General features: G+C 66.1%; 16 protein-coding genes. 8 read left to right on the forward strand and 8 right to left on the reverse strand.

Going from position 1 to position 20,089, the window contains the following annotated elements:
* Positions 1-165: 165 nt before the first annotated feature.
* The gene (araA, locus tag E3T46_RS16955) at positions 166-1,683 is read right to left on the reverse strand and encodes an L-arabinose isomerase (RefSeq protein ID WP_134579447.1); all 1,518 of its coding nucleotides are present in this window, start codon (positions 1,681-1,683) and stop codon (positions 166-168) included.
* A gap of 66 nt (positions 1,684-1,749) precedes the next feature.
* Positions 1,750-3,453, reverse strand: a complete 1,704-nt coding sequence (gene araB, locus E3T46_RS16960) for a ribulokinase (protein WP_134579448.1) — start codon at positions 3,451-3,453, stop codon at positions 1,750-1,752.
* 250 nt (positions 3,454-3,703) lie between these two features.
* Between araB and E3T46_RS16965 the strand changes: the two genes are divergently transcribed.
* The gene (locus E3T46_RS16965) at positions 3,704-4,750 is read left to right on the forward strand and encodes a substrate-binding domain-containing protein (protein WP_241980879.1); all 1,047 of its coding nucleotides are present in this window, start codon (positions 3,704-3,706) and stop codon (positions 4,748-4,750) included.
* Here E3T46_RS16965 and galK read toward each other — a convergent pair.
* A complete protein-coding gene (gene galK / locus E3T46_RS16970) occupies positions 4,743-5,906 on the reverse strand; it encodes a galactokinase (protein ID WP_241980895.1) in 1,164 nt (387 codons plus the stop codon). The two genes, E3T46_RS16965 and galK, sit on opposite strands and share 8 nt — an antisense overlap.
* A gap of 5 nt (positions 5,907-5,911) precedes the next feature.
* Positions 5,912-7,090, reverse strand: coding sequence for a galactose-1-phosphate uridylyltransferase (galT, locus tag E3T46_RS16975; protein WP_134579450.1), 1,179 nt, complete (start codon positions 7,088-7,090; stop codon positions 5,912-5,914).
* A gap of 85 nt (positions 7,091-7,175) precedes the next feature.
* Between galT and E3T46_RS16980 the strand changes: the two genes are divergently transcribed.
* The 3 genes from E3T46_RS16980 to E3T46_RS16990 are packed head-to-tail and all read left to right on the forward strand — an operon-like array spanning position 7,176 to position 10,017.
* Positions 7,176-8,030: a DeoR/GlpR family DNA-binding transcription regulator gene (locus tag E3T46_RS16980; RefSeq protein ID WP_134579451.1), complete on the forward strand. Its 855-nt coding sequence runs from the start codon at positions 7,176-7,178 to the stop codon at positions 8,028-8,030.
* Positions 8,031-8,039: 9 nt separating this feature from the next.
* Complete coding sequence (locus E3T46_RS16985) at positions 8,040-8,984, forward strand: aldose 1-epimerase family protein (protein ID WP_134579452.1); 945 nt, start codon at positions 8,040-8,042, stop codon at positions 8,982-8,984.
* A 28-nt stretch (positions 8,985-9,012) separates the two neighbouring features.
* The gene (locus E3T46_RS16990) at positions 9,013-10,017 is read left to right on the forward strand and encodes a DMT family transporter (RefSeq protein WP_134579453.1); all 1,005 of its coding nucleotides are present in this window, start codon (positions 9,013-9,015) and stop codon (positions 10,015-10,017) included.
* Between the two features lie 124 nt (positions 10,018-10,141).
* On the opposite strand, the gene E3T46_RS16995 is transcribed toward E3T46_RS16990, so the two are convergent.
* Positions 10,142-12,166 (reverse strand): heavy metal translocating P-type ATPase, encoded by a 2,025-nt coding sequence (locus E3T46_RS16995; RefSeq protein WP_198419255.1) that lies wholly within the window; start codon positions 12,164-12,166, stop codon positions 10,142-10,144.
* Positions 12,167-12,516: 350 nt separating this feature from the next.
* On the opposite strand from E3T46_RS16995, the gene E3T46_RS17000 reads away from it, so the two are divergent.
* Positions 12,517-13,800 (forward strand): DUF445 domain-containing protein, encoded by a 1,284-nt coding sequence (locus E3T46_RS17000; RefSeq protein WP_134579455.1) that lies wholly within the window; start codon positions 12,517-12,519, stop codon positions 13,798-13,800.
* 32 nt (positions 13,801-13,832) lie between these two features.
* Here E3T46_RS17000 and E3T46_RS17005 read toward each other — a convergent pair whose 3' ends face one another.
* Genes E3T46_RS17005 through E3T46_RS17015 form a run of 3 tightly spaced genes read right to left on the reverse strand, consistent with a single transcriptional unit; the run spans position 13,833 to position 17,437 of the window.
* Entirely contained in the window at positions 13,833-14,843 is a 1,011-nt protein-coding gene (locus tag E3T46_RS17005) for an acetamidase/formamidase family protein (RefSeq protein WP_134579456.1), read from the reverse strand.
* Between the two features lie 4 nt (positions 14,844-14,847).
* Positions 14,848-16,275, reverse strand: a complete 1,428-nt coding sequence (locus tag E3T46_RS17010; RefSeq protein WP_241980880.1) for an APC family permease — start codon at positions 16,273-16,275, stop codon at positions 14,848-14,850.
* Positions 16,276-16,333: 58 nt separating this feature from the next.
* Entirely contained in the window at positions 16,334-17,437 is a 1,104-nt protein-coding gene (locus tag E3T46_RS17015) for an ABC transporter substrate-binding protein (RefSeq protein ID WP_134579458.1), read from the reverse strand.
* Between the two features lie 61 nt (positions 17,438-17,498).
* Here E3T46_RS17015 and E3T46_RS17020 point away from each other — a divergent pair, with 61 nt between their 5' ends.
* The 3 genes from E3T46_RS17020 to E3T46_RS17030 all read left to right on the forward strand — a co-directional run bounded on the left by E3T46_RS17020 (position 17,499) and on the right by E3T46_RS17030 (position 19,931).
* Entirely contained in the window at positions 17,499-17,978 is a 480-nt protein-coding gene (locus tag E3T46_RS17020; protein ID WP_134579459.1) for a MarR family transcriptional regulator, read from the forward strand.
* Between the two features lie 100 nt (positions 17,979-18,078).
* A complete protein-coding gene (locus E3T46_RS17025; protein WP_134579460.1) occupies positions 18,079-19,305 on the forward strand; it encodes a GAF domain-containing protein in 1,227 nt (408 codons plus the stop codon).
* 107 nt (positions 19,306-19,412) lie between these two features.
* On the forward strand, positions 19,413-19,931 hold the full coding sequence (locus E3T46_RS17030; protein ID WP_134579461.1) for a pyridoxamine 5'-phosphate oxidase family protein: 519 nt from the start codon (positions 19,413-19,415) through the stop codon (positions 19,929-19,931).
* The last annotated feature ends 158 nt before the right edge of the window (positions 19,932-20,089 follow it).

A 20,089-nucleotide genomic window follows, 5' to 3' on the forward strand; every position in this document is an offset into this window, starting at 1 on the left:
ACCGAGGCGGCGGGCCAGCACGGGTCGGCGAGCCCCTGAGGCGAGCAGCCGACCGGCCGCGGCCCGCGCTCGTCGCAGCGCGCAGGCGGCCCGCCCCGGAATCGGGGAGGCCGATCGCGAGGGCCGCAGGAGGCCGAGTTCGGGACCGAACTCGGCCCGGCGGGATCAGATGCCCTGCGCCAGCCGATAGTAGGCCTGGTTCCAGCGCACCTCGCGGGTGAAGTCGCGCAGGGTGGTGGACTTGTCGATCACGAGGAGCTCCGTGCGCGCGATCTCGGCGAAGTCCTGGAAGGCGTCGATGCCGACAGCCGTCGACATGACGGTGTGGTGGGCGGCGCCGGCGGTTAGCCAGGCTGCGGCTGACGTGGCGAAGTCGGGCTCCGGACGCCAGACGGCGCGCCCGACCGGGAGTTTCGGGAGTGCCTCGGTGGGCTCGACCACCTCGACGACGTTCGCGATGAGACGGAACCGGTCGCGCATGTCGCTCATCGCGACCACGACCGCGGGGCCGGGGGCAGCGTTGAAGACGAGGCGCACGGGATCCTCGCGGCCACCGATGCCGAGCGGGTGGATCTCGAGGGTCGGCTTCTCGGTCGCCAGTGCCGGGTTGACCTCGAGCATGTGTGCGCCGAGGATGAGTTCGGCCCCGGGGGTGAGGTCGTAGGTGTAATCCTCCATGAGGCTCGCGCCGCCGGGAAGACCGGCGCCCATTACATTGGCCACGCGCACGAGGATGGCCGTTTTCCAGTCGCCCTCCCCGGCGAAGCCGTAGCCCTGCTCCATCAGTCGTTGCACGGCAAGGCCGGGCAGCTGGCGAAGCGCGCCGAGGTCTTCGAAGCTCGTGGTGAAGGCGCTGAAGCCGCCGGCCTCGAGAAAGGACTTGAGCCCGATCTCGATCGCGGCGCCGTAGCGGAGCGACTCGTGGCGATCGCCGCCGGTGCGCAATTCGGGAACGACGTCGTAGCGCTCTTCATACTCGGCGATCAGGGCGGTGATCTCGGCATCCGTTGCCGCGTGCACTGCCTCGGCGAGTTCATTGACCGGCCAGGTGTTCACCTGCACCCCGAAGCGCAATTCGGCCTCGGTCTTGTCACCCTCGGTGACGGCGACGTAGCGCATGTTGTCGCCGAACCGGGCGAGTTTCATGCTGCGGCTCGCCGCCCAGCCGGCGGCAGCGCGGGTCCAGGTGCCGATGGTGCGAGTCACGGCCGGGTTGGAGACGTGGCCCACGACGGTCTTGCGGGATACCCCGAGCCGGGTCTGGATATAGCCGAACTCACGGTCGCCGTGGGCGGCCTGGTTGAGGTTCATGAAGTCGAAGTCGATCTCGCTCCAGGGCAGCTCCACGTTGGCCTGAGTGTGCAGGTGTAGCAGCGGTTTGGTCAGAGCGTCGAGCCCGGAGATCCACATCTTCGCGGGCGAGAAGGTGTGCATCCAGGCGATCAGGCCGATCACCGCGTCGTCGGAGTTCGCGTCGAGTGCCGCCCGGCGGATCGATTCGGAGTCCTTGAGCACCGGTTTCCACACGATTTTCACCGGGATATCGCTCGACGCGCCGAGCGCGTCGGCGATGGCTCTGGACTGGTCGGCGACTTGCCGCAGCGTCTCCTCGCCGTAGAGGTTCTGGCTGCCGGTGAGAAACCAGACTTCTACGTGGTCGAGGGTCGTGGTGAGAGAAGGCATGGGTTGAGTGCTCCTTGTGCTGCTAGCGATTGAAGTATGAGGTGATTGCGGCGTCGAGGCAGGTGGTCACGCCGCCGCGCCGGCATCGCGTTTGAGGCCCTTGAGCCGGTGCATGACGTCGTTTGCGCCGCGGCCGAAGTAGTCGTGCAGCAGGGAATACTCGGCGAAGAGCTGGTCGTAGGCCGTGGCCGACTCGGCATCGGGCGTGTAAACGTTCTGGTTGAGCTTGCCCATGGCCTCGCCCGCCGCGCGCACGTCCGGATACGCGCCGGCGGCCACGGCAGCGTGGATGGCGGAGCCGAGTGCAGGCCCCTGCTCGCTGTCAATCGTGGAGATGGGCATCCGCAGAATGTCACTGTAGGTCTGCATGAGGAACGCATTCTTGAGCAGTCCGCCGGCCACGATGAACTCGGTCACCGGCACTCCGCTGGCGTTGAAAGTTTCCACGATGGTGCGGGCGCCGAACGCCGTGGCTTCGAGCAGGGCGCGGTAGATCTCCTCCGGGCGGGTGGTGAGCGTCGTGCCGAGCACGAGGCCGGAGAGCTCATGGTCCACGAGTACCGAACGGTTGCCGCTGTGCCAGTCGAGGGCGATCAGGCCGTGCCCGCCGACCGGCTGGTCCTTGATCAGTTCGGTCAGATACTGGTGCACGCTCAGGCCCGCAGCTTCCGCCGCGGCAAAGTACCGTTCGGGAACCTGGTTGTTGACATACCAGGCGAAAATGTCGCCCACGCCGGACTGGCCGGCTTCGTACCCGTACAGCCCGGAGACGATGCCACCGTCAACGACGCCGCACATGCCGGGTACCTCGGCGAGTCGATCCGAATTCATGACGTGGCAGGTGCTCGTGCCCATAATGGCCACCATCTGGCCCGGGTTCACGGCGCGCGCGGCCGGTGCCGTGACGTGCGCATCGACGTTGCCGACGCTGACGTGAATACCCTCGGGTAGTCCTGTCCAGGCCGCGGCTTCGGCCGTGAGGGTGCCGGCGGATGCTCCCAGTTGGCCGATCTCGTGGCTCACCTTGTCGAGGGCGAACCGGGAAAAAGCCGGATTGAGCGCCCCGAGAAATTCCTCACTCGGGTACTCGCCGTCCTGCAGGATTCCCTTGTAGCCGGCGGTGCAGGCGTTGCGCACATACCGGCCGGTGAGCTGCCAGACGATCCAGTCCGCGGCCTCGACCCAGTGGTCCATGCGCTCGTACAACTCGGGATCTTCCTCGAGCAGCTGCAATCCCTTGGCGAATTCCCATTCGCTGGAGATGAGCCCGCCGTAGCGGGGCAGCCAGCTTTCGTCGCGCTCGAACGCGAGATCGTTGATGCGGTCGGCCTGGGGCTGCGCAGAATGGTGCTTCCACAGCTTGACGTAGGCGTGCGGACGGTCGGCGTACTCCGGCAGCTCGTTGAGCGGGGTACCGTCGGCGATGACCGGAACCATCGTGCAGGCGGTGAAATCGGTGCCGATGCCGATGACCAGGGCCGGGTCGATTCCCGCACTGGCTAGTGCTGCCGGAACGGCGCTCTTCAGCACGGCAACGTAGTCCTGGGGAACCTGCAGGGCCCACTCCGGTGGCAGCTTCGCGCCCGTGGCCGCGAGGATGGTGTCCATAACTGCGTGGGGATAGTCGAGCACGGCCGAGCCGAGTTCGGCGCCGTCCGAGACCCGTACGACGACCGCGCGGCCGGATAGTGTTCCGTAATCGATGCCGATGACGTAGGACTCGGTCCCGGCTGGTGCGTCTGCGCGCGATTGCTCTGCGGTCGTGCTCACTGATCGACTCCCTTGGCGGCATGCGGATGCGATCGGTCATGTGCGCGAGATACTCGCCGTCGATGACCGATCACGATTACTAAATGTTAGCGCACTATCACTTCCTGTCAATTGACAATTTCTACCCTGGTTGCGCTGATCGACAATTGGTCAGAGGACTGTTCGACTTGGTTTTCGAGCCCTTCTGACGCTATTCATGGTGCGCTAACATAGGGCGACCGGGGTTGTCGCCTCGGAGGGGAGGAGTCGCATGGCTAGGGAGCCTCGGCCGCGCGGTCAGAGCGTACGCATGATCGACGTTGCGAAACTCGCCGGGGTGTCACAACAAACCGTCTCCCGGGTCGTCAACGGGCACAGCAACGTGGGCGCCGAGGTGCGGGACCGCGTCGAACGGGCCATTGCGCAGTTGCGGTACAACCGCAATTGGGCCGCACGCGCCCTGGCCACGAACCGATCCATGAATCTGGGTGTGGTGTCCCATTCCCTTCCAGTGCACGGTTCCGCCCTGGTGCTCTTCGGTATTGCCGAAGAGGCGCGGCGCAACGGCTATACGACCAGTCTGGTGACCATTCCCCGGGTCGATTCGGCCGGCATCCGTACCGCGCTTGATACGCTCGTCGCCGATGCGGTCGATGGGATCATCGTGCTCGCGCCGATGACGGCCGCCGCCCCGGTGTTGCTGGGGCTGGATCCCGAGGTGGCGATCGTACGGTTCGAGCAGGGTTCACCCGCGAGTTCGACGGCGGTGTCGATGGACGATGCGCTGGGAGCACAGCTGGCGACCCGGCACCTGCTTGATCTGGGGCACGACACGGTCTGGCACGTCGGAGGGCCGCCCGGCTGGATGGCTTCGGAAGCACGGCGCGCCGGATGGCTGTCCGAACTCGCGCGGCGCCACCGAACGGTCAATCCCGAGTTCCGCACCGAGGATTGGACAGCGGATTCCGGCTACCGGGCCGGAGTGGCCATTGCCGAGGATCCCACGATCACCGCGGTCCTGGTGGCCAACGACGCGATGGCGCTCGGAGTCATCAAAGCCCTCACCGAACGAGGGATCGACGTGCCCGGCGACGTGAGCGTCGTCGGCTTCGACGACATGAGCGAGGCCCGCTATTTTCAACCTGGCCTCACGACCGTTCGGCTCGACTTCAACGAGGTCGGCCGGCTGGCGGTGGAGCGGGTGCTGCGGCTGATGGGCGGCGAGCCCGCGGAGCTGATCCCGGTCATCCAGCCGGACCTGGTGGTGCGCGACAGCAGCGCGGCGCCGGGTCAGCGCCGCGCTCGTTCCTCTAGTTGAGCGGACTGCCGTCGCGGGCGGCTCCATCGGCGGCGTGCACCACGAACAGGTCGGGGGTGGTGAAGCCGTGGGCGGCGAAGGCGGCGAGAACGGCGACCTGTACGGCGGGCACGAGTTCGGTCGGAGTCAGGGCGATGGCCGCGCCGCCGAAACCGCCACCGGTCATGCGCGCACCGATCGCGCCGGCCGCCCGTGCGGTGACCACGGCGAGGTCGAGCTCCGGCGCTGAAATCTCGAAGTCGTCCCGCATCGACCGGTGCGAGGCATCGAGCAGATCGCCGATCGCGGCGCATCCGCTCACTCGCAGGGTCTGCACGGTGTCGAGTACGCGCTGATTCTCGGTGACGATGTGGCGCACCCGGCGAAAGGTTTCGTCGTCGAGCAGCGCCTGCGCTCGGGGGAGATCGTCGACGCTGAGGTCACGCAGGGCGGGCACCCCCATGATGCGGGCGCCGGCCTCGCAGGATGCGCGGCGCGCGGCGTAACCGCCCGTTGCGTGCGAGTGGCTGACCCGGGTGTCGATGATCAGCAGTTCCAGGCCGGCCGGGTTGAGTCCGAGCGGGATCACCTCGGACGCGAGGCTCCGGCAGTCCAGAAAAACGGCCGCGTCGACCTGGCCGAGCAGTGACGCCGACTGGTCCATGATGCCGGTCGGGGCGCCCACAACGCGGTTCTCGGCGAGCTGGCCGACCCGGGCCAGGGTTGGCCGATCGAGGTTCAGGCCCCAGACCTCGTTGAGGGCGACCGCGACGGCGCATTCGAGCGCGGCCGATGAGGACAGTCCGGCCCCGACCGGCACATCGGAGTCGACGTAGATGTCGAACCCCGGCAGGACAGCGAGGTCTGCTCCGAACTGTCCCAGCGCCCAGGCGACGCCGAGCGGGTAGGCCGACCAGCCGTTCAGGTTTTCGGGAACCAGTTCGTCGAGCGACACCGCGACGGTCTCGGCGGCGAAAGAACTGGCCACGCGAATAACCCGGTCGGTCCTCGTCGCCAGCGCAACGACGGTGCGCCGGTCGATGGCGAGCGGCAGCACGAATCCGTCGTTGTAATCGGTGTGCTCACCGATCAGATTCACGCGACCGGGCGCCGACCACAGTCCGGTCGCGGTGCGATCGAAGCGATTCGCGAAGTCGGCCTGGGCGGCGCGATCCAGATCATTCACGAGGGTGTTCCGTTAGTTTCGTTGGCAGCGTCCGCCTCGGCGGTTCGCGCGACGGCTGCGCGAATTGTGGCCGCGGCATCCTCTGGAGTGACATCGCCGATCCAAGCACCCATCGCTGCCTCCGAGCCAGCGAGGAACTTGAGCTTGTCCTCGGCACGCCTCGGGCTGGTCAGCTGAAGCATTAGACGGATGTCCGTGCGATGCACCCGAACCGGTGCTTGATGCCAGGCGGCGATATAGGGAGTCGGGGTGGTGTAAATGGCGTCGATGCCGCGCAGCAGTCGACGATACAACACGGCCAGCTCGTCGCGTTCGGCGAGGGTCGTCTCGGCAAAGTCGGGTACCTGGCGGTGCGGAAGCATGTGCACTTCGATGGGCCAGCGCGCGGCGAACGGCACGAACGCGGTCCAGTGTTCGCCGCGGAGAATCACCCGGTCGCTGGCCTGTTCGCTGGCCAGAATATCGGCGAACAGGCTGGAGCCATAACGCTCGAGAGAGTCGGCGAGACGCTGCGTTCGGGGGGTGACATAGGGGTAAGAGTAGATCTGGCCGTGCGGATGCCGCAGGGTCACGCCGATCTGCTCGCCTCTATTCTCAAACGGGAATACTTGTTCAATACCCGGCAGCTGCGAGAGTACGTGGGTGCGTTCGGCCCAGGCTTCGATCACGGTTCGCGCTCTGGTTACCGACAGGCTCGCAAAGGATCCCTCGTTTTCGGGGCTGAAGCAGACCACTTCGCAGCGGCCGACGGACCGGCGGGTGCGACCGATGCCGATGCGGTCGAGATCGGCCAGATCCGTGGGAGCATCCGCTACCAGTGGACCAAACGACGGGGACTTGTTCTCAAACACGGCTACGTCGTAATTGCTCGGGATCTCCGACGCATTACCTGGCGACTGCGGTGCGAGCGGGTCTTGCGTGGCCGGCGGCAAAAAAACCCGGTTTTGGCGGTTGGCGGCGATCGAGACCCATTCCCCGGTGAGGGGGTCCTGACGCATAGTCGCGGTGGTCGCGCGTTCGCTGGGCTCCCGCAGATCGGGGGCGCGATCGGGCGACAAGGTGGTGTCGGGGTCGTCGAAATAGATGAGGTCGCGACCGTCGGCCAGGATACTGGATTGCCGGGCAATGGTCTCGTCGGCGACAAAGTGGGGGAGGCGGGGCTTTGAGTTCGTCATGGCACTGCCACAATATCAAATTTGCACAAGCGAAACCATAATATTTCGCATTGAAAAGTAAAAGTAAGTAAGTGATACTGGGGGAATGATCGAGAACGACGAGACGCGCAGCCGGCTACCCGATCCACTTCCCGCACACGTTCGTCGGGAGCAAGCACAGCAACTCGTTGACGAACGCGGGTTTGTGCGGGTGAGCGAGCTGCGCAGCGCCTTTGGCATTTCCGGTGTGACCGCCAGGGCCGACCTCGATGCCCTCGAGCTTCAGGGCGGCGTGCGGCGCGTACACGGCGGAGCGGTGCCGGCCCAGTCCACGGGTGCGGGTCAACGGGCCGAACGTGAGTCCTCGTTCGAGGAGGCGCTCGGAGCATCCGTTGTTCCCAAACAGCAGATTGCCCAGATCGCGGCTGCCCTCGTGCAGAGCGGGCAGAGCGTGATTCTTGACGTCGGCACGACAACCCACGCCATCGCCCGCGCCCTGGTTGCGCGAGAAGACCTGCACGACGTGGTCATCATCACCAATGGGCTCAGCATCGCCCTCGAACTGGAAAAGGCCATCCCCCGATTTACCGTGATCGTCACCGGCGGGTCGCTGAGGCCGCTGCAGCACTCCCTGGTCGATCCGCTCGCCGGCCTGGTGCTGAGCCAGATTCACGCGGACCTGGCCTTTATCGGTTGCAACGGCGTCGATCTGGACGGCGGCGTGACCAACATCAACCTCCCAGAGGCGGGGGTCAAGGCGCTCATGCTCGCCGCGGCGGAGCGGGTGATCGTCGTGGCTGATCGTTCCAAGCTCGGCCAGGTGCACCTCGGTCGGGTCGGCCCGCTGAGCGCCTTCCACACCCTGATCACCGATGCCGCTGCCGACGCTGGAGCGCTGAAAGCGCTGCGCGAGGGCGGGCTCAGCGTTTTGCTCGCCCAAGCGGCGCAGCCGCGGTCATAGGCTGATCGGATGCGCGCACCCACCGGAATCCAATATGACCTGACACTGCAGACACCGAGCGGAACGGCCCGAGCGGTCGTGACGGAGGTGGCGGCCGGTCTGCGGGCATATTCCGTGAATGGCATAGACCTGGTCGAGACCTTCGACGAGTTCGTGCAGCCACCGATGGCAGCCGGAATCGTCCTCGTGCCCTGGCCCAACCGCATTCGTGACGGTCAGTGGACTCAGAACGGCATCAAACGTCAACTGGCCCTCACCGAGCCGACCAGGCAGAACGCCATCCACGGGCTGCTGCGTTTTGCCGCCTATCGTGAACTGTCCCGGCAGAGCGACTCGGTGACGCTCGGCGCCACCGTCTTCCCTCAGTCCGGCTATCCGTTCCACCTCGAGACCGAGGTGACCTACGCCCTCACCGCCGAGGGCCTGAACGTGACGCACCGGGTGACCAACGTTGGCGCCGAGGCCGCGCCGGTGGCCGTGGGGGCGCATCCGTATCTGAAAATTGGCGACGTACCGACCGGCGACCTCGTCGTGAGAGTGGATGCCGCGACCCACCTTGACGTGGACGACCGCCTCAACCCGACCGGCGAGACCCCGGTCGACGACACCCGGTTTGACCTTCGCGCGGGCATCGAGGTCGGCGACCTCGATCTTGACGACGGGTTTGGCGGGGTTGGAAGTGCTGGCGAACACACCCTCACCGCAGCGGATGGCCGCCGGGTCACTCTCTGGGGCGACGAGAACATGCGTTACGTGCAGGTGTTCACACCGCGCATCTTTCCGGTGAGCACCGCCGGCGCCGAGCTGATTCGCGGCCAGGCGATCGCCATCGAACCCATGACGGCACCCGCCGATGCCTTCAATTCCGGTGCGGGCCTGCGCTGGCTGGCGCCGGGGGAGCAGTGGGTCGTGCGGTGGGGCATCCGTCATGCCGGGTTTGACCTGTCGGCCTAACGCGGATGCCGCCGAGCAGCATTGCCCCATGATCACAGTCTTGAACCGACGCACGCTGCTGCCGCACGCTCTCGGGCGATACCGCGTCGACCTCGTGCTGCTGCTCGTGGCCGCGGTCTGGGGTGGCAGCTATCTGAGCGCGAAGGTGCTCACCGAGCAGGCGAGCGTGTCGGCCGTGCTCGCCCTGCGGTTTCTGGTGGCGGTCCTGGCCCTGCTGATCGTCTGGGTCGTGCGGCGCGAACGGCTTCCAACGCGGCGAGCGCTCGGGCTCGGTCTGCTCCTCGGGGTGACGCAGGCGAGCATCCTCTGGCTGGAAACCCAGGGAGTCGCGTTCACCTCCGCCACGAATGCCGGGCTCATCATCAGTCTCACCATCATCGTCACACCGGTGCTGGAGTCGGTCGCGGCCCGGCGCTGGCTGCCGCGCCCGTTCTTTGTGGCCGCGGTGCTCGCGGTCGTCGGCGTCGCCCTGCTGGTCTCGGGCAACGGATTTGCCGAACCGAATGTGGGCGACTTGCTCATCCTCGCGGCGGCACTCGTGCGATCCCTGCACGTGACCATGATGGGCCACCTCACTCGCGGCCGGAGCGACAGCACCATCACGCTCACCCTGCTACAGGCGCTCGTCGGCGCAGTCGTGTTCACGGCCTTCGACGTTGCCGGACTGGCCGCGGCGATTTCGACCTTTGATGTAGCCGCCTGGATCGGCGTGCTCTACCTGGGCCTGGCCTGCAGCGTGTTCGCGTTTCTGGCCCAGATGTGGGCGATTCGCCGCACCTCGGCGGCCAGGGCCAGCCTGCTCATGGGCACCGAACCGATCTGGGCGGTGCTCGTGGGAGTGTCGCTCGGCAGCGAAACACTCGGCCTGGTGGGCGCTATCGGGGCGATCCTCATCATTGCCGGAACCTTCTGGGGCCAGCGCATCGAGGCCGGTCACCGGATGAGTGCGGCGCGCCCGAACCAGCCCGACGTCGGGGGCCCCGGTCGCTCGCCGAGCCGTGAGTTTCGGCCCGACGAGCTCGCCGAGCCGTGAGTTTCGGCCCGATTCTGGCTCAAATCTGCCTGAAACTCACGGCTCGATGCCTGAAACTCACGGCTCGGTGAGTGGATGCGCGGGCATCCACTGGTCGAGACCGCTAGCCGACCGATCCGGCCGGCTAGCGCTCGCGTACGCTCGACTCCGGCCGTAGGTCGAGGCGACGCAGCAGCTGTGCGTTGAGCGCGACGACCACGGTGGACACCGACATGAGCAGCGCGCCGATCTCCATCGGCAGCACGAACCCGATTGGCGCGAGCACTCCGGCGGCGAGCGGAACCGAGAGCAGGTTGTAGCCCGCAGCCCACCACAGGTTCTGCTTCATCTTGCGGTAGCTCGCCCGCGACAGCTCGATCACCGAGAGCACCGAGCGCGGGTCGTCGCTCGCCAGAATGACGCCAGCCGACGCGATCGCCACGTCGGTGCCGGCGCCGATCGCGATACCGACATCGGCTTGGGCGAGCGCTGGAGCGTCGTTGACGCCGTCGCCGACCATCGCCACGCGGCGGCCCTCGTGCTGCAACTCGGCGACCTTGCGCGCCTTGTCCTCCGGGTGCACGCCCGCGAACACCCGGTCGATTCCGAGCTCAGCGGCCACCGACTGGGCCACCGCCTCGGCATCGCCGGTGATCATGACGACCTCGATGCCCTGTCGGTGCAGGGCGTCAACGGCCTGCCGTGATTCCTCGCGAATCTCGTCGGCGAGACCGATCGCACCGATGACTTCACCGTCCCGCAGCACGTGCAGAATGATCGCACCCTGACTCTGCCACGCCTCGGTCTCGGCCAGCGGCGCCGCCCCGTGCTCATCGAGCATATTCGGCCCGCCGACACCGATCCGACGCCCGTCGACCAGGCCGGTCACGCCGACCGCCGCGGCAGTCTGAAACTCGCTCGCACGCGGCACGGTCAGCCCGCGGGTGCGCGCCGCCGAGACAATGGCGCGGGCAAGCGGATGCTCACTGTCACCCTCAACCGCGGCCGCCCAGGCGAGCACCTCGTCCGCGGTGATCGGAACCGAAGCCGCGGCATCCGCTTGGCTGACGGCGAGGTGGCTGACCGTGGGCTCGCCCTTGGTGAGCGTGCCGGTTTTGTCGAACAGCACCGAAGTGACCTGGCGCATGCTCTCGAGGGCGAGGCGGTCCTTGATCAGCACGCCGCCCTTCGCGGCGCGTTCGGTGGCGATCGACACCACGAGCGGAATCGCCAGCCCGAGGGCGTGCGGGCAGGCGATCACGAGCACGGTGATGGTGCGCACCACGGCATCCTGCGGCTGGCCGAGCGCGGTCCACACGATCGCGGTGATCACTCCGGCGCCGAGCGCGAACCAGAACAGCCAGCCGGCTGCCCGATCGGCGATGCGCTGCGCCCGCGACGACGAGCCCTGCGCTTCGGTGACGAGTCGCTGGATTCCGGCCAGCGCGGTGTCATCGCCGACCGCGGTCACGCGCACCCGCAGGGCGGAATCGGTCGCGACCGTGCCCGCCACGACCTGGTCGCCGACAGTGCGCTGCACCGGGCGTGATTCGCCGGTGATCATGGACTCGTCGACGTCGGCCGTGCCCTCGGTGATCTCTCCGTCGGCCGGCACGCGCCCGCCGGGCCGCACCACGACGAGGTCGCCGAGCACCAGATCGCTCGGCGAGACCACCACAATGGCGTCGCCCTCAACTCGCTCTGCCTCATCCGGCAGCAGCGCGGCGAGCGATTCCAGGGCAGTGGTTGTCTGCGCGAGCGACCGCATCTCGATCCAGTGGCCGAGCAGCATAATCACGATCAGCAGGGCGAGTTCCCACCAGAAGTCGAGCTCGGAATCGATGAGGCCGAGGCTCGCGCCCCAGGACGCGAGGAACGCGACCGTGATCGCGAGGGCGATCAGCAGCATCATGCCCGGCTTGCGGGCCTTCAGCTCGGAAAAAGCCCCGGTGAGAAATGGGCGGCCGCCCCAGACGTACATGACGGTGCCGAGTACGGGGGAGATCCAGCTGACGCCCACCACGTTCGGCAACGCGTAGCCGACGAACATCGAAAACATGTGGCTGAATCCGACCACGGGCACAGCGAACACGAGCATTGTCCAGAACAGGCGCCGAAACTGCCCGACGTGGTCGCCGTGCCCGGCGTGGTTCATGGCGCCGTGGTCCATGGCGGAATGGTCCATCGCGGAGTGCTCGGGACTTGTGATTGTGCCGTGGTGCTCGTTGGGGTTCGTCATAGTTTCCTCGGTACTGAATCGATCGATACCCCCTTAGGGTATCCCTAAAGTTGCGCTCACGCATCCGCTGTGCGCCGCCTCACCGAGCCGTAAGTTTCGAGTCCCTGGATTGGTCAAATCGGGTAGGACCCACGGGTCGTTGCACGAAACTCACGCTTCGGCGAGCGGATGCCGCGGCCAACCATGCCAGAACCCACGACCCGGGTTCGCCCCGAAGATTCCGTGGCACGCCGCATCCAAATGTGCGCATACCGCACCGCACAATCGGGCAGGCTTGACCCATGGCCCAGATCGAAACGGCACCACCCGTTGAATCCCCGCAGGACACCGCCCGCAGCACCGCGCTCACCAGCATGAAGCGGCTCGCCGGCGGGCTGCTCGTGCTCATGGCGCTCATCTTCACGGTCTCGTTCGCCCTGCAGGAACGCTACCCCTGGCTCGAATACGTGCGCGCCGCGGCCGAGGGCGGCATGGTCGGCGCCATCGCCGACTGGTTCGCCGTCACCGCCCTGTTTCGCTACCCGCTCGGCCTACGCATCCCGCACACCAACATCATCGCCAACCGCAAGGACGAGATCGGCGCGAGCCTCGGCGAGTTCGTCGAGACCAACTTTCTCTCCGAGGCGATTATCCGCGGCAAGCTCGAATCCGTGCACCCTTCCCGGCGCCTCGGCGCGTGGCTCAGCGACGAGAAAAACGCCGAAAAGCTCACCGACGAACTCGCCGTGGCCGGCCAGGGGCTGCTCAACCTGCTCGGCGACGACGCCATCAAGAACCTCATCGAGTCCGTCGCCCGCGAACATCTGGTCAAGCCCGAGTGGGGCCCGAGTCTCGGACGGGTGGGTGAGCGCCTCGTGACCAGTGGGCAGCAGCACGCGGCCGTCGACCTGCTGCTCGACCGCGCTGACGGCTGGCTGCGCACCCACCCCCAGGCGTTTGGCCGCGTGGTGTCGCAGCGGCTGCCCACCTGGCTGCCCGGATTCGTCGACAAACTCGTCGACGACAAGGCCTACCGCGAGGTGCTCGCCTTCGTCGCGTCCGCCCGACAGGACCGGCAGCATCCGGTGCGACAAGCCCTCGACGACTACCTCAGCGAGGTCATGCACGACCTGCAGTACGAGCCGACCATGATCAACCGGGTCGAAACCCTCAAGGCCGAGGTGCTCGACAACGCCAAACTGCGCGAGTTCGCCGGCGACACCTGGGCGGCGGTCAAGGCCTCACTCACCGAGGCACTCCAGGACCCGGCCAGCGCGCTGCGGGTCGGCATCCGTTCGACGCTCGAAGACGTCGGCCGACGACTGACAACGGATGCCGCGCTCGGCTCCCGCATCGACCGCTGGCTCGCCGACACGGCCAGCTATGTCGTGGCCAACTATCGCCATGAGATCGCCGGGGTGATCACCGAAACCGTGGAGCGCTGGCCCGCCGCCGAGACCGCCGCGAAGATCGAATTGCAGGTCGGCCGCGACCTGCAGTTCATTCGCATCAACGGAACCGTCGTCGGCGCCCTCGCCGGTCTGGCCATTTTTACCCTGGCCCGGGCCGTGTCGCTGCTGTTTTAAGCGACTGGCGGCCCGGGCCTGGCGGAGACCCGCTACCGAGCGGCGGTGTATTCCGCTGCTGCGGCGCGCAGGCGGCCGTGAACGCCGCCGTAGGCTTGCGCGTCTTTCAGGGTCCACTTGGGCAGCTTCGCCACCATCGTATAGTTGGGATCGCACACGTTTGCGGCCGGTGCGAGTCCCATTTGGCTGACCAACTGATAGGCATCCATCGTGTCTAGGCCGGTGAGGTCGGATGCCCAATGCACGAGGTCTTTCTGGCTGATCCGAAAGGCATCTTCCAGAGGCCGAGCCGACCCGGTGCTCATGATGAACTCGTCGTTCTCAAGCCGCGGCCAGGCCGAAGCGCCACCCTTGACCAGGTCGAGTGCGATGACGGAATTCATGGCCGACTCGAGGCCGGTTCCACAGACCTCACCCTCACCCTGGCGGGCGTGACCGTCACCGAGCGACAGCATCGCGCCGGCCACATTCACCGGAAGATACAGCGTCGTTCCGGCCCGCGCTTCCGGGGTATCCATGTTTCCGCCGTGGGTGGATGGGGTCACGACCAACCGCACCTCGCCGCTGGCGGGAGCAACGCCGACGGTGCCGTGCATGGGATCGAGCGGGAGAGCCAGCGTGTAATCCGAGTTCGTGGCACGAAAGGTGGCCGTCCAGGCATCCAAATCGATGTCGTAAAACCAGACCCGCTCCGGCAGCGGCTCGTGCAGCATCGCCGTCTCGTGCGTTGCGGAGAGCGCACCAAAGAGCGGGAAGGTGCTCGAAATCGCGTAGGAACGTGCCGGCACGATGGAGACAAAGTGCACGGCCAACAGGTCACCGGGCTCAGCCCCGATCACCTCGATCGGACCGGAGACAGGATTGAGCTCGGAAAAAGGCACGATTTGGCTGGGAACGTCTGTGGGCGTCGTGACCCGTCCGCCGAAGCAGTCTTCCGTGCTCACCTCGACGATATCGCCGGGGCGAACGCTCAGCAGCGGCTCCCGACCCCCGAACACATAGGAATACTGTTCGGGGAGCGGAGCGAGCTTGTGTACAGCCATCGAGCTACCGCGCATCCGTCATCGCAGACTCCGTGGCCGTGCTGACCTTCATCCGGCCGGTCTTGTACAGCACGAAGGCGACGACGATTCCAATGATCAGCCAGGCCACGCCGACGACCTGGGCCGACACTCGCGCGTTGTAGAGCACAAAGGCGAGAACCACGAAGCCCAGTACAGGGAAGACCAGGTGCACGAACCAGCGCCGGGACTTCTGCCGCACAATGAACCACCACACCACCGACACGTTCAGCAGCAGGAATGCGGTCAGGGCGCCGAAGTTGACCAGGGCCGCGATCACGCCGAGGCCGTCGGGGAGGAGGGTCAGGAATAATCCGAGCACCAGCGAGATTCCGGCCACCAGAAATGTCGCGTTGACCGGCACGCTGTGCTTTTCGCTGACCTTCGCGAGGAATTTCGGCAGCTGGCGATCGCGCGCCATGGCGTACAGCAGGCGAGAGGTGGACGCCTGGGCAACGAGCGCATTGGCGAAACCCCAGGCGATGGCTGTCGAAGCAGCGGTCAGGATATACATGAACGGTCCACCGGCGACGGCTGCCGCTTCATAGAAGGCCACCCCGGCCGGGTCGCCATTGGCGATGAGCGCTGCGGGGTCTTCAACCAGCATCGAGGCCACCCAGGTCTGCACGACGAACAGGACTCCCAGCAGGCACAGGGCCGCGATCATGGACCGACCGAGGGACTTGCTGCTGCCGCTGTTTTCCTCGGCCAGGGTGGAGATCCCATCGAAACCGAGGAAGGACAACACAGCAATGGATGCTGCGCCAAACAGCAGCGGGAGGGAGAATGTGTCAGCGTTGTAGAACGCGTCGAAGCTGAAGCCCTGACCCTTGCCCTGCGAGACTGCGACGATGCCAACAACCAGGAAGATCGCCAGCACGAGGAGTTCGAGCACCAGCATGACCCGGATGACAACCGCGGCCAGGTGGATTCCGAGGTAGTTGATCACGGTGTTCAGTGCAACGAAGGCAATCAGCCACAGCCAGATGGGAACCTGGCTGATGATGCCATTCATCGCGATTGCCGCGACAAAATACAACAGGGTCGGAATGAGGATGTAGTCGAGCAGGATCATCCAGCCGGCGATGAAGCCCGTTGGGCGGTTGATTCCGCGACCCGCGTAGGTGTAAACCGAACCGGCCATCGGAAAGGCCTGGGCCATCTGCGAATAGGAATTCGCCGAGAACATCATTGCAACCAGGGCGATGATGTACGCGATCGGCGGCATTCCGCCCGAGTCGTGAAAGACGCCGCCAAAGATGGCGAATGGTGCGATGGGCACCATAAAGATGAGGCCGTAGATGATCAGGTCGCTGAACGTCAGCGTTCTCTTCAGCTCTTGCTTGTAACCAAATTGTTCAATACCCGCACTCGTGGTACTTGCAGAGGTGCCCGGGGTGGTGGAGCTGTTCACGCGTGTTCCTATCGTCATCGACAGCCGTCATTATTTCCATGTGGAAATTTTGTTTATGCTACACCTGGCGCAATGTTCTGACAACTTCTAGGTCGGTGCCGCTGGCCCGCGCCATGCTCATGGGTCGACGTCTGAGATCGATTCCCGCCTGGGCAAAATCCGACCGATTGGCGTCTGAAAAAAGCCGCTCGGCCACCTGGGTGGCGGTGTTTGTGGTGAGCAAGCCACTTTCACACATGGCGGCCAGCAGGTGCACGCCGTCGTAGCATCCTTCGGCGTAGGAGCCGGGCAGCGGTGCGGTCAGTCCAAACCGAGCGACGTACGACTCGAGCAATCGACGGTGCCGGTCATCATCCTGCAGCAGAAATGTGGGCATCGCGGTGTAGAGCTCCCCGCTGCTGTCGCCGCCCGCCGCGACCAGACAGCTCTCGTCCAGAGCGGTACACAGTCGAACGAACGCCGTGTTGGCATCCAGCTCGGTGACCCCGCGATGAAATTCAATGCCATCGCGGCCGACCAGGGAGACCAAGATTGCATCGGCCCGTGCTCGCTGTGCGGCGGCCACGAGCTCCGCAACGTCGACGTGTCCCATCGGCACGAGTCGGTCCATGACGACGCGCTGCTGCAGATCGCGCAGGACGCGAGTGGCGGCAGCGTGTACCTGACGTGGCCAGACGTAATCATTGCCGATGAGGGCCCATCGTTCTACCCGCCGGTGTTTGGCGAGCCACGCAATCGGCTGACGCAGATGCTCGGCCGGGTCGCTGCCGAGAAATACCGATCCGGCCGACGCTCGCCCAAACTCGTGCGGCGGCGTAAAGACATAGGGCACCCGATTGTTCACGCGCGCCTCGACGGCCACACGAATATTCGAGGTGTGTGTACCCACCAGCCCGTCGACGAGCCCGGCACCCACCAGTAGATCCACCTCGCGCGCGACGTCTTCCGGGGCTCTGCCGGCATCGACCAGGACGAGGTCGATGGTCGTTCCCGAGGCACGGCACGCTTCTTCGGCCGCCAGAACCGCGCAATTGATAATGGCTGGGCCGGCCACGCCCATCAGGCCCGACAACGGCGCGAGCAGTCCCAGCCGAAGTGTCTGCTGCGTAGGACCGCACAGGAAAACTTCACTGGAGAGCACTACTCTGACCTGGGGCGCCATCTGACCATTATCACGTAGCGGGAATCCCTGACCTTATTTTTCGCGAACATGGAGGAGTACCATGGCCGAGCAGCTGGGGAGCGGGGCGCGTGCGCTTGGAATCGTGGCACCCCTGGCCGAGCTCGTCTGGGCCCTCGCTGACCTGGAACGGCGCCTCACACTCGGACTGAGCGTTGCCCTGTCTGAAGAGAACACCACGATGGATCAGTGGCGAATTCTGGAAGCCTTGGACCGCCTCGACTCGCCGACCATGGGTGAGCTGGCGGAGGTGTCCGGCATGGCAAATGCGAGCCTGAGTCGAACGGTGGACTCACTGGAAGATTCGGCTTCGGCGTTCCGCCTGCCAACCGCGACCGACCGTAGACGCATTACCGTGCATTTGTCGGATCGGGGCCGGCAGCGGCTCGCACGCATTCGTGAAATCGTCTCCGCGTGGGGGCAAACCATCGAACACCGGTTGGGAGCGGATGCCGTAACAGCCTTGGTCGAGGCTGCCGGCACTGCCGCGCGCGCGCTCGAAGACACCCCAAGAAAACCCTGATGGGGGTTTCGCCGCCAATTGGCTGCAAATCTGGGGCAAGATGATGGGATTTTATCCATTCGGGGCAGAATAAACCTTTGTCCTGTTCCGAAAGGCCCCCATGCACGACCTCGTCCGGTGGGCCCTTCGCCCGGTGATGCGCATTTGGACGGCATCCGCTGAACGGGCGGACCGCCACCTGCCTCGCCCAAGCGATGCCCCGCAGGCCCACGCCCCTGGTATCGACAGCGACCGCGTGCTGATCCTCGGCTGCGGTCCCGCGGTCGGCTGGGGGGTGCTCAGCCATCAGCTCGCCCTGCCCGGCTCGCTCGCCCGCGAACTCTCGGTCCGCACCGGGCGCGGCGTCGACATCGACCTCCTGGCCAGCCGTACCATGACCGCCGAGAATGCGCTGACGGCGCTTGCGGACACCCGGCTCGGCCGTTTCGACGCGGTCGTCGTCATCCTCGGCCTCAACGAAGCGCTCGCCCTGACCAGCGTCACCGAATGGCGCGAGCGGTTGACCGCGCTGCTCCAGGAGCTGGAACGCGAGACCTCACGCAGTACCCAGATATTTCTGCTCGGGATTCCGCCCGTTCACAGCATCGAGATCTTCCGACGTCCGCTCGTGCGCATCGCCGATTGCTCGGCCACCGACTTGAACGCGGTCACCGCACGGTTGGCCGCCGGGGCCCCGCGCACCACGTTCGTACCGTTCTCGCCGTCAGCGACGGTCGAAACCGACCGGCACCGCACCCCCGCCGACTACCGCGATTGGGCCGTGCTCCTGGCCGACGCCCTGGCCGACAGCCTCGACTCCGCGCGTGTCGGCATCGTGCCTCCCACCGATCCGCGTGAAACGGATGCAGCCGGCCAGGAACGCGCCCGGCAGGCGGCCGTTGATGGCCTGGCCATTCTCGATACCCCGCCAGAGGCTCGGTTCGACCAACTGGTTGTCTTGGCTCAGCGGCTCTTCGGCACCGAATCAGCGGTGATCAGTGTTATCGATCGCGACCGTCAGTGGCACAAGGCCCGGGTCGGGCTCGCCGCCACGGAGATTCCGCGCGCCGATTCCTTCTGTGCACGCACCATTGAGGGGACCGGTGCTCTCGTTGTCGAGGACGCGCGAACGGATGCCAGGTTCAGCGGCAGCCCGGTCGTGGTGGATGAGCCGCGCATCCGCTTTTATGCCGGGTTTCCCATCGAGTCGCCATCGGGGGAGCGCATCGGCGCCCTGTGCGTGTTCGACCCCCAGCCGCGGGCGCTCGCCGAAGTCGACCAGGTGCTGCTGCGCGAGCTCGCGCTACTGGTGCAGCGCGAACTGCGGGTGCCGTCGGTCTTCGGCTGACCTCGAGCGAGCGGCCGCATGCGGTAGGCGAGTACGAGTTTGGCCGGTGTCGTCGACGTCGGTGCCTTCGCTGTTGCTATCGGCACCCAGGACGATAAGCTCGCGGCGTGAGCGACTCCTTACGGCGCAGACTGCGCGCCCTGCCCGACTTTCCCGACCTGCTGCCCGCTTTCGATCCGTCCAGCGCACCGGTCGACCCGGTCGACCTGTTTCTGCAGTGGCTCGATCACGCGCTCGCCGCGGGCGTGCCGCAGCCCCACGCCTTCAGTCTCGCGACTTCGACCCCCGATGGCCGGGTGTCATCGCGCATGCTCATCCTGAAGAACGTTGACGGCGGGGCCTGGCAGTTCGCGAGCACGCGCACTTCCCGCAAGGGACGCGAGCTCGCCACCAACCCCCAGGCGGCGATGAACTTCTACTGGCCGGCTCTCGGGCGGCAGGTGCGCGTTGTCGGCGCGGTCTCGCTGCTGACGGCCGAGGCATCCGCTGTGGATTGGGAGGAGCGGCCAGGAGCCGATGGTCGGGCCAATCCCGACTGGCAGCTCTACGCGCTGCACCCCACCGAGGTCGAATTCTGGCAGGCCAGCCCGGATCGCCGTCACATCCGCCACCGCTACGACCTCTGAAAGCCGCCCTGAGGCATCCACTGGCCTCGTCGGTCTCGGTTGCGGTGGCTAATTCAGGACAGCCGGTCGCGCAGTCGTGGCTGGGCCAGCAATACAGCGGGCGTGAGTGTGCCGTGGCGGCGGATTTCCTGCAGTAGCCACCGAGCGGCCCACTAACC

This window comes from Cryobacterium sp. Hh11 (genome assembly GCF_004404045.1).
Taxonomy (GTDB): domain Bacteria; phylum Actinomycetota; class Actinomycetes; order Actinomycetales; family Microbacteriaceae; genus Cryobacterium; species Cryobacterium levicorallinum.

What these genes read in the sequence shown, in the direction of transcription:
- E3T46_RS17020 (WP_134579459.1), top strand. Translation starts at nt 17,499, where the DNA reads ATGGCCGAGCAGCTGGGGAGCGGGGCGCGTGCGCTTGGAATCGTGGCA.
- E3T46_RS16990 (WP_134579453.1), top strand. Translation starts at nt 9,013, where the DNA reads ATGATCACAGTCTTGAACCGACGCACGCTGCTGCCGCACGCTCTCGGG.
- E3T46_RS16985 (WP_134579452.1), top strand. Translation starts at nt 8,040, where the DNA reads ATGCGCGCACCCACCGGAATCCAATATGACCTGACACTGCAGACACCG.
- E3T46_RS16995 (WP_198419255.1), bottom strand. Translation starts at nt 12,166, where the DNA reads ATGGACCACGGCGCCATGAACCACGCCGGGCACGGCGACCACGTCGGG.
- araA (WP_134579447.1), bottom strand. Translation starts at nt 1,683, where the DNA reads ATGCCTTCTCTCACCACGACCCTCGACCACGTAGAAGTCTGGTTTCTC.
- E3T46_RS16965 (WP_241980879.1), top strand. Translation starts at nt 3,704, where the DNA reads ATGGCTAGGGAGCCTCGGCCGCGCGGTCAGAGCGTACGCATGATCGAC.
- E3T46_RS17025 (WP_134579460.1), top strand. Translation starts at nt 18,079, where the DNA reads ATGCACGACCTCGTCCGGTGGGCCCTTCGCCCGGTGATGCGCATTTGG.
- E3T46_RS17000 (WP_134579455.1), top strand. Translation starts at nt 12,517, where the DNA reads ATGGCCCAGATCGAAACGGCACCACCCGTTGAATCCCCGCAGGACACC.
- galT (WP_134579450.1), bottom strand. Translation starts at nt 7,090, where the DNA reads ATGACGAACTCAAAGCCCCGCCTCCCCCACTTTGTCGCCGACGAGACC.
- E3T46_RS17005 (WP_134579456.1), bottom strand. Translation starts at nt 14,843, where the DNA reads ATGGCTGTACACAAGCTCGCTCCGCTCCCCGAACAGTATTCCTATGTG.
- E3T46_RS16980 (WP_134579451.1), top strand. Translation starts at nt 7,176, where the DNA reads ATGATCGAGAACGACGAGACGCGCAGCCGGCTACCCGATCCACTTCCC.
- E3T46_RS17015 (WP_134579458.1), bottom strand. Translation starts at nt 17,437, where the DNA reads ATGGCGCCCCAGGTCAGAGTAGTGCTCTCCAGTGAAGTTTTCCTGTGC.